This is a genomic window from Pseudoalteromonas sp. PAST1 (assembly GCF_021532515.1).
GTDB classification, from domain to species: Bacteria; Pseudomonadota; Gammaproteobacteria; order Enterobacterales; family Alteromonadaceae; genus Pseudoalteromonas; species Pseudoalteromonas simplex.
Genome location: NZ_JAKGBH010000091.1, coordinates 1 through 7,567 on the forward strand (window position 1 = coordinate 1; position 7,567 = coordinate 7,567).

The 7,567-nt window shown below is 41.7% G+C and carries 7 protein-coding genes and 3 pseudogenes; 5 read left to right on the top strand and 5 right to left on the bottom strand.

The window, feature by feature from the left end; genetic code table 11:
* Positions 1 to 389: 389 nt before the first annotated feature.
* The 5 genes and pseudogenes from L1272_RS22235 to L1272_RS22255 all read left to right on the top strand — a co-directional run.
* Positions 390 to 551, top strand: a complete 162-nt coding sequence (locus tag L1272_RS22235) for a peptide-methionine (S)-S-oxide reductase (protein ID WP_223290059.1) — start codon at positions 390 to 392, stop codon at positions 549 to 551.
* Between the two features lie 58 nt (positions 552 to 609).
* On the top strand, positions 610 to 1,164 hold the full coding sequence (locus tag L1272_RS22240) for a carboxymuconolactone decarboxylase family protein (RefSeq protein WP_000088799.1): 555 nt from the start codon (positions 610 to 612) through the stop codon (positions 1,162 to 1,164).
* Positions 1,165 to 1,301: 137 nt separating this feature from the next.
* Positions 1,302 to 1,817 (top strand): YkgB family protein, encoded by a 516-nt coding sequence (locus L1272_RS22245; protein ID WP_004911234.1) that lies wholly within the window; start codon positions 1,302 to 1,304, stop codon positions 1,815 to 1,817.
* Positions 1,818 to 2,056: 239 nt separating this feature from the next.
* Positions 2,057 to 2,671 (top strand): annotated as a pseudogene (locus L1272_RS22250) (IS5 family transposase); the annotation flags it as partial.
* A 131-nt stretch (positions 2,672 to 2,802) separates the two neighbouring features.
* Positions 2,803 to 3,174, top strand: a pseudogene (locus L1272_RS22255) (DUF4158 domain-containing protein); the annotation flags it as partial.
* Positions 3,175 to 3,646: 472 nt separating this feature from the next.
* Here the strand turns inward: L1272_RS22255 and L1272_RS22260 are convergent.
* The 5 genes and pseudogenes from L1272_RS22260 to L1272_RS22280 all read right to left on the bottom strand — a co-directional run.
* Positions 3,647 to 3,892 carry a Rho-binding antiterminator gene (locus L1272_RS22260; RefSeq protein ID WP_069945752.1) on the bottom strand — a complete coding sequence of 82 codons (246 nt, stop codon included), beginning with the start codon at positions 3,890 to 3,892 and terminating at the stop codon, positions 3,647 to 3,649.
* 393 nt (positions 3,893 to 4,285) lie between these two features.
* Positions 4,286 to 4,666 carry a succinate dehydrogenase, cytochrome b556 subunit gene (sdhC, locus tag L1272_RS22265; protein ID WP_069945753.1) on the bottom strand — a complete coding sequence of 127 codons (381 nt, stop codon included), beginning with the start codon at positions 4,664 to 4,666 and terminating at the stop codon, positions 4,286 to 4,288.
* 166 nt (positions 4,667 to 4,832) lie between these two features.
* A pseudogene (locus L1272_RS22270) lies at positions 4,833 to 5,945 on the bottom strand (ISAs1 family transposase).
* A gap of 499 nt (positions 5,946 to 6,444) precedes the next feature.
* Complete coding sequence (locus L1272_RS22275; RefSeq protein WP_235374311.1) at positions 6,445 to 7,185, bottom strand: hypothetical protein; 741 nt, start codon at positions 7,183 to 7,185, stop codon at positions 6,445 to 6,447.
* A 2-nt stretch (positions 7,186 to 7,187) separates the two neighbouring features.
* Positions 7,188 to 7,567, bottom strand: a 380-nt coding sequence (locus L1272_RS22280; protein ID WP_235374312.1) for a helix-turn-helix transcriptional regulator, incomplete at its 5' end; no start/stop codon positions are given.

A 7,567-nucleotide genomic window follows, 5' to 3' on the forward strand; every position in this document is an offset into this window, starting at 1 on the left:
AACCGATGCTCTCTTTAAATGCGAAATGAGTAGTGCACGCATTTTTAGCCTTTTGGCAAAACGTTGATGTCTCGAAATTTTCAAGCGCTGTGCCTTGTTTATTTTCAGAAACGTCTGCTTTCAGTGAGTTCCTGATGCTCGGGCGCTCTAAATTATGGGTATAGACAATCTGATTTGCCCTATATTTGCAGTTTTTCGTGAACCCTTAATTTCACAACTCTTTTAATCTGATATCCAAAGTCTGCATCCATACATAGCCCCTACGTAAACTGTCTAATAAGTCACATTATACGAACTATTGAGCATGTTATATCTATTTTACATGCTGTAAATTCAGTTCCATTAGTAAATAGATAAAAACCAAGGAGGCTTTATGAAAAATAAATAATGTGATCGTTGCCGGAGGGTGTTTTTGGAGTCTCGAAGACCTCCTTAGAAATCAGGACGGCGTGACGTCAACGAAGGTGTGTAGTGGCACTGAAATGGCGACTGCGCAAGACGTGAAGATGAGCTGTCTGATAGCAACGGATTATCAAGCAGAACCTTCTTAAATACAATTTATTCCACGCCAATACAGCGTGCTGTCTTTCAAATCACTAGGAGAAATTTATGTCACGTTTGAACACCCCTACCACAATCGACGCCGCGCCTACTGCTACCCATACCTCACTCAAGGCTGTGGAAAAACAACTGGGCCGCGTTCCTAACATGTTCCGCGTCGTTGCCAACAGCCCTGCTGCGCTGACTGGCTACCTGCAATTGAGCGCAGCATCAGCACAGGGCGGCTTGGGTACAGCGACTCTTGAGCGTATTGCCCTAGCCGTCGCTGAGATCAACGGCTGCGATTATTGCCTTGCTGCCCATTCCTTCCTAGGCCGTAAGGTGGCCAAGCTTGATGATGCTGAACTCACTGCCAACCGCAGCGGTGCATCAAATGACCCTAAGGCCGACGCAGCCGTGCGTTTTGCTGCCGCCGTAGTCCGCCAGCGCGGGCAAGTCAGCAATGACCAGGTCCAAGCGGTGCTGAACGCTGGCTACAGTGATGCACATGTAGTGGATATTCTGTTGGCTGTTGCCCTGAACACTTTCACTAACTACGTTAACGAAGTGACACAGACCGAGGTCGACTTCCCGGCCGTTCAACCACTAGGCATTGATGTCTAATCCATTGGTGCTCAACTACAGCAATTACCTAAGTTAGGTTCGACTCGAGTAAACATATAGTTTTTCTCAAGAGTCATATCATTTTAGTGGGCTACATAGAGTGAGTCCACATGGCTAAAAATAATTGGAGATATAAGATGACTATTCCCGAAATTGAAAATGGTGTCCAGACTACCAATACCCTTAGTAATAATCTCGGTGCAAAAATCACTAAGTTTGGTATAGGTGGCATCTACGTTGCCATGACGATAATATATTTGTGGTTTGGTGGCATGAAATTCACTAGCTACGAAGCAAACGGTATACATGGTTTTGTTAGTAATAGCCCTCTGCTTTCGTGGATGTATAGCTTCCTCAGCATTCAAGGATTCTCAAATTTTCTGGGTGTGCTTGAAATTTCAGTTGGCCTGTTAATCGCTGCACGAGTTTTCTCCCCTAAGCTCGCAATCTTGGGCGGTGTACTTTCAACCGGACTCTTTTTTACGACATTGTCGTTCATGCTGACTACACCCGGTGTTTTTGAGGCATCTCTTGGGTTTCCTGCGATCTCTGTGGTTCCTGGCCAGTTTTTGCTAAAAGATTTAGGCTTGTTTGTCGTGTCTATATTTATCGTAGGTACATCACTTACAGCACTGGAGCACAAAAACAAATAAGCCTCACCCGAAACAACTATAAGTTAGATGGCTCCTAAACACATTAGAGAGCCTTTATTTTTATCTTTTAAGTGCTTCAAGTACGTGCCTTACTAGAGGCTGTTGATCTTTGAGTGAAAAATGAACGGCATAGCAACAAGGTATAATGGTTTCGCCAAAAATCAAAAATACCACCGAGAACGGACGTTGCTATGCCAAGGACAATGCTAACAGATAACGCCTAGGAAGCCCTAAAGCAAATACTTAAAGAGACAGGGCGTGTTTACAATAAATATGAACACCGAAATACACTGGAAGGCATACTTTATCGTATGCGCACAGGCATTCAGTGGCGAGATTTGCCTGAAAGATTCGGTCGTTGGAACTCTGTATTTAAGCGCTTTAACCTTTGGTCAAAGAAAGGTGTGTTACAAAAATGGTTTCAAAGCATATCGTCCGATAATGATCCAGAATGGTTGTTTATTGATGGAAGTATTGTCAAAGCGCATCAAGACAGTAGCGGAGCCGCAAGCAGTTCAGATGAAGCGATAGGAAAAAGTCGGGGTGGGAGTTCTACAAAAATTCATCTCGCTGTAGATAGCGGTGGGCTTCCCGTTTATTTTGAAATATCGGGTGGTCAGATAAATGACATTGTCCATGCTCAGAGCTTAGTATCCGCGGCCCCAAAGTCATGTAGTGTTACGGCCGATAAGGGCTATGACAGTGATAACTTCAGAGCATTTATTAAGGCAAATGGCAGCATTGCCAATATTCCAAGAAAAGAGAACAGTAAAACAGGGAATGGTCACATGGATTGGTGCCTTTATAAGTATCGGCACTTAGTTGAGAACGCTTTTTTAAGGATAAAGGGGTTCTAGGGATTTTCCCCTCTAAAGTAACATAAACCGCCATACTCATTATATTTAAAGGCTTACAAAGGTGGGTTACTTCTCCAAAGTATGGCAAATTATGAGGTTAACAACCCCTTAAACTTAACGTAATTCCTATGGCTATAAAAAACGAACTCTCAATTCTTACCAAAGCTGAGCAGCTTGATCTATATTCTCCGCCGCTATTATCACTTGAACAACAACGATTGTATTTTACGCCAAACGAGATCGAGTTAACAGAGTCGAAAAGCATTCGCCTAAGAAGCCACCGATGCTATTTCATTGCGTTATTAGGGTATTTTAAGTCTAAGCCTGTCATTCTTTCACCTAGCTTTAACCTCATCTTTGACGATATGCAGTTTATTTCAACGCAAGTTCAAGGAGGCAAAGGGATCAGGCCTTTCAGCATAAATAAGATGCAGCGTGACCGTATTTATCAAAGAATACTGAGGTTACTAAACTATCAGAAATGGGAAGAAAGTCTGCACTTATTGCACTTTGAAGAAGTTGGTGACGAGGAAAAAGCAGCAATAACTCGACAAGTATCACCCGTTGCATGGCAGAATATTAATCTGAGCGGCACTTATCAGTTCGCTAGTAACCGCAAACTACCTGATTTACAGGAAATAACTAGGCCTATTGTTGAAAATGAAGTCTAAAATGAAAGGTAACCCAGCTCCACAAGCCATTAACGGCGAGGTTTGTAGCGATTTATGTTACTTTAGAGGGGAAAATCCCTAGAACCCCAAGATGGTATTTTATGATGTTGAGTGAGCCTTGACGAAAGTATGAGCAAAATAACGACCGTGTTGAGGTACGAGACATCACCAACTGTTTTTGCTACGACTTAAATACTTTGTATGTGTTTTGTTCTAAATATTGAGAGGACTTATTTACTGCAATCCGCAATTTTTTTGCCACTTCAATCACTACTGATAACACTTGCTCACTAAAACATTATTATTTAAAAATAACCTCAGTAAAATGTGGATTATTAATTAATACTTCTAGTTTATATATTCCATCCAATTCAATCAGTATGTCCGTTTCGTTAGTATTCAGCTTGATGCACTCGTTACGACTGTGATTACGCAATACATCAATAGCAACACCTTTTATAGATTCGCCCACTTTCATCGTTAATTTAACCGGATAACGGAACAAACAAACTATTTCAATATAATCATATTCACTACAACTAATCATAAGACTCACCTCTGAAAATGGATTACTTACCGTGAGGCTGATTGACAGTTATTGCAATAACCTCAAAAACACAAAACTCCCCCATAACGGACTATTACTTGCAGGCTTTAATGGAAGCGCTAGAGATAAAAGGCTGCAAGTAACTTCCCCAGCGCAGCTAGTTTATGGGCTTGTTAGTTAATTAAGACCTAAAAGTGATCCCCCATTTGCAGTTAATTAAGAGCCGCTTCAAAATCTTCTAGAGCTTGCTAGGAGGCCAACTTTCAATGATTAAAAGGGGTGACTCTACAACGCAAATGTTATCCCAAATTGGATCAATCTAATCTTCAATTCAACAGTTACAACCTGAATGCCATTCCGATCCAAAAAATTACTATAAATTGCCTTTTTTGATTAGCTAAACAAGTATATTGCCAAAATAACACTACTAATTGCTGTAAGTAATATTACAACCGCGGACATTTTAGAAGCCGAGTCTAATTCTTTGCCAAATCCAAGATCGCGTAGCATATGATTTACGCCTGAAATAGCATGAAAGCTTAGCGCTGTTAAACCACCCCAAAATATGACCCTTACAAACCAGTTTTCAAAGTAGTTGGTTGCTAGTTGAAAACTGTCTTCTGACTGTAAACTGATAACAAACATGTACATGACAAGGGGAAGGAATAGTATTAAGAACACCCCAGTTACTCTGTGTGTAAATGATTCATATGCCGTGATAGGAGCTTTTATTTTTAGCAGGTTAAGAAATACAGGTCTTTGTTTTTTATTCATTTAGATTGCCTTGGGAATGGATGCGCACATGTAGGAGTTTTTAAAAACTAAAATATATCCTCGAGGATTGCAATCGTTATTCCTTGCAGATAGCTGATTTGAACAGATACATACTTGTTTTTCATATGACAACAGCGATCACGGCAAGAGCATAAATGTTTAATTATCACTCAATTGAGTTGCACCCCGCTAAAAATATAGCCTCAAGGTAGTCAGTATCCATTGCGGCCATACGTTGTTTACGCCTAACACTGGCTTTTCTGCTGGTATCGATCTTTATCATGTTAACCCCGATGTGCCGTAAACGGGCAATATTCTCTGCTCCGTCGCCACGGTATATCTGACAGTTATCCTCTCTCATCGCAGTATCCAAGACCCAATGTAGGTTATTTTCGATACCCCAATGTCCGCGTGCCGCTTTACCAAATTGCTCTGTCGTTAGCTTTGTAGAGCTGATGTAATAGCGGTATTCCAGTGACGCCTTTTTACCATCATTCTGGTAGTTTATCGCCATACCAATACAGGTTAAATTTGCCTAATCAGGGTATGCCTCGGCGAAATCTCCTGCGTCTTGCACATGATATTCCCGCGCTTCAACACGGCCATGCCCTTTCTCAATATGGAGCCCAGTGGCTGTATCCACAGAGGCGAATGCCGCCTTGATGCTTTCATACAACCGCTTCTGGTTGCCCTTGACCGCAATCAGGTAATCCGCCCCTTTATCGACGATTGTCTTGGTTATTTTGTGTTGGCAACCCATCGCATCAATGGTGATAAGGCAGCCTTTAATATCTAACAAATTGAGCAAATCAGGAATGGCGGTGATTTCATTTGACTTCGCGTCTGTCTTAATCTGCCCCATAACCACGCCATTTGCGGTAGCAAAAGCGCTGACCATGTGAATTGCAGATTGACGATCATGGCGAGCATAGGAGCTGCGCAAGCGTTTACCATCCACCGCGACCACTTCACCCTCGCTCAGTTTTACCACCTCTTGCATCCAACGTATAAAGCTGGACTGCAATGCGCTGGGCTCTATCCTTGAAATAATGCGAGCTATCGTATCGTGCACGGGTAACCCTTCTTTGAATAAACCTAAGCCCTGAAGCCAGCTTAGCCTTGCTTTACCAAAATCTTCAATATCCTCCCAGCCTTCACAACCCGTGATGATGGCGCAAATAGATAAGAACAATACGTCGTAAAGGGGGTAGCTTAATTTAGCCGTTTGGCGTGGGTCTTTTACATCAGCGAAGTACTGGGCAAATACATCGATTGTCATAGTTGGACTCCCAAAAGGGAGTTTAAGATCACAGCTAAATCAGATCGTCAAATCGGGCTAAATGATCATAGTCGCTTAAAATTCGTTCGCGATCTCGCCGTGCACCAGTGATTGAGCAATAATTGGTGGACTATTGTCGGCCTTGCTTAATTTTTGGTTATCATTACCTTCAAAGCGAAAGATAGAAGGTCTAACACACATGGTCTTTGTTAGACTAGGTGTTTGTCGACAAATTTTGCAATGACAAGATAAAAAAGTTGTTTCGGGTCATAAATATTTCTTAAGTCATGTCCGTTAATGCTAATTAACGTGCATACAATTAGTAAAACAGTTAGCTGATGGTGTTTCAACGGCTCTCTGCAAGTGGATGGCTATGCCGGTTATGCACAAATTGAAGCTACTTTAGCTGGCAGCTAGGCACATGCACGTCCTACTGTTTCTTTAAATGTTTTTTTGCAGGCTCCGATACTGAATGAATATGCAGTATTCTAGCAATTCATCAGAAGAAACTTTTCTTAATTTCCTGTAGCCGGTCATAAATCAGAGGTGGATAGTTTGCATGATATTCACCGCACTCTGGGCAAGTTTCTTGCTTTAGGTGCGCTTGATTGTCGAGATCTTGGTAAGGAAAAACGCTGAAGAGAAGTTCGTGCTGCATTAGTGTTTTATAAAAATTCTTGTGATAAGGTGCAATTTCGCTGTCTTTAATTTTGTCGAAATATAGGTCAACGCTGTTCAAAATACTCATGATTTCTTTAACCCCGTCAAACATTAAAATGTCGTCATCTTTGTGAATATCAACGTTCAACCCCTCTAGGTCCTCAATGAAACATTTAATCGCTCGCCGGGAATGCAGAAGGATATTTTGCGACTTGCCATCAACGGTCTTTTCCTGATCATAGCTAAAATTTTTAATGTTTCTTTCCACGAACATATAAAGTTCGTGAAGCTGATTCAACTCATGCCTCAATTGCTCCTTAGTGTACTCCTTTTCGATTTGCTGCTGGAGAAAGCCATTAGCGTCAATCTGGGCTTTCAGCGCTAGAAAGAGGACCACTGAACCCAAAATTTGTACGAATGGGCTTGAAATACCTCCCAAAGCATCACCTATTTCGCCATACCCTTTCAAATATTGCAGCGGAAGAAGAGGTGCAAACAAAGGGATAAGCAGGCAAGCCGCACCACCAATGACTATGACCCAGAAAGCTATTTTGGTAACAGGAGAGTTATAGATATTCATTTTTACACCTTTTCAGAATTTTCTTTTCTGTACGCGCTAGGAGTTTTGCCAATTTTTTTCTTAAACAACTTTTGAAAGTGTTCATGTGCCGGATACCCAATGGCTTCACTCACTTCGGGAACAGACTTACCGGATTCTTTAAGCAGCTGCTTTGCTTTTTCAAGCCGACAATAGGTTAAATAATCAAGAGGTGTCATGCCTGACAGCTCCTTAAATTTGACGCTGTAGTTCGTACGCGACATCCCCGCAATCCCGGCGAGATCGTCAAGACCCCATTTTTTATCGAGACTATGATGAATAGCTTCCAAGGTTTTGCTGAGTTGCGGATTTTCGATCAGTTTGAAGAATCCAGCATTTTTATTGGATTTGTACATGTGGATTC

What these genes read in the sequence shown, in the direction of transcription:
- L1272_RS22240 (WP_000088799.1), top strand. Translation starts at nt 610, where the DNA reads ATGTCACGTTTGAACACCCCTACCACAATCGACGCCGCGCCTACTGCT.
- L1272_RS22245 (WP_004911234.1), top strand. Translation starts at nt 1,302, where the DNA reads ATGACTATTCCCGAAATTGAAAATGGTGTCCAGACTACCAATACCCTT.
- L1272_RS22260 (WP_069945752.1), bottom strand. Translation starts at nt 3,892, where the DNA reads ATGATTAGTTGTAGTGAATATGATTATATTGAAATAGTTTGTTTGTTC.
- sdhC (WP_069945753.1), bottom strand. Translation starts at nt 4,666, where the DNA reads ATGAATAAAAAACAAAGACCTGTATTTCTTAACCTGCTAAAAATAAAA.
- L1272_RS22275 (WP_235374311.1), bottom strand. Translation starts at nt 7,185, where the DNA reads ATGAATATCTATAACTCTCCTGTTACCAAAATAGCTTTCTGGGTCATA.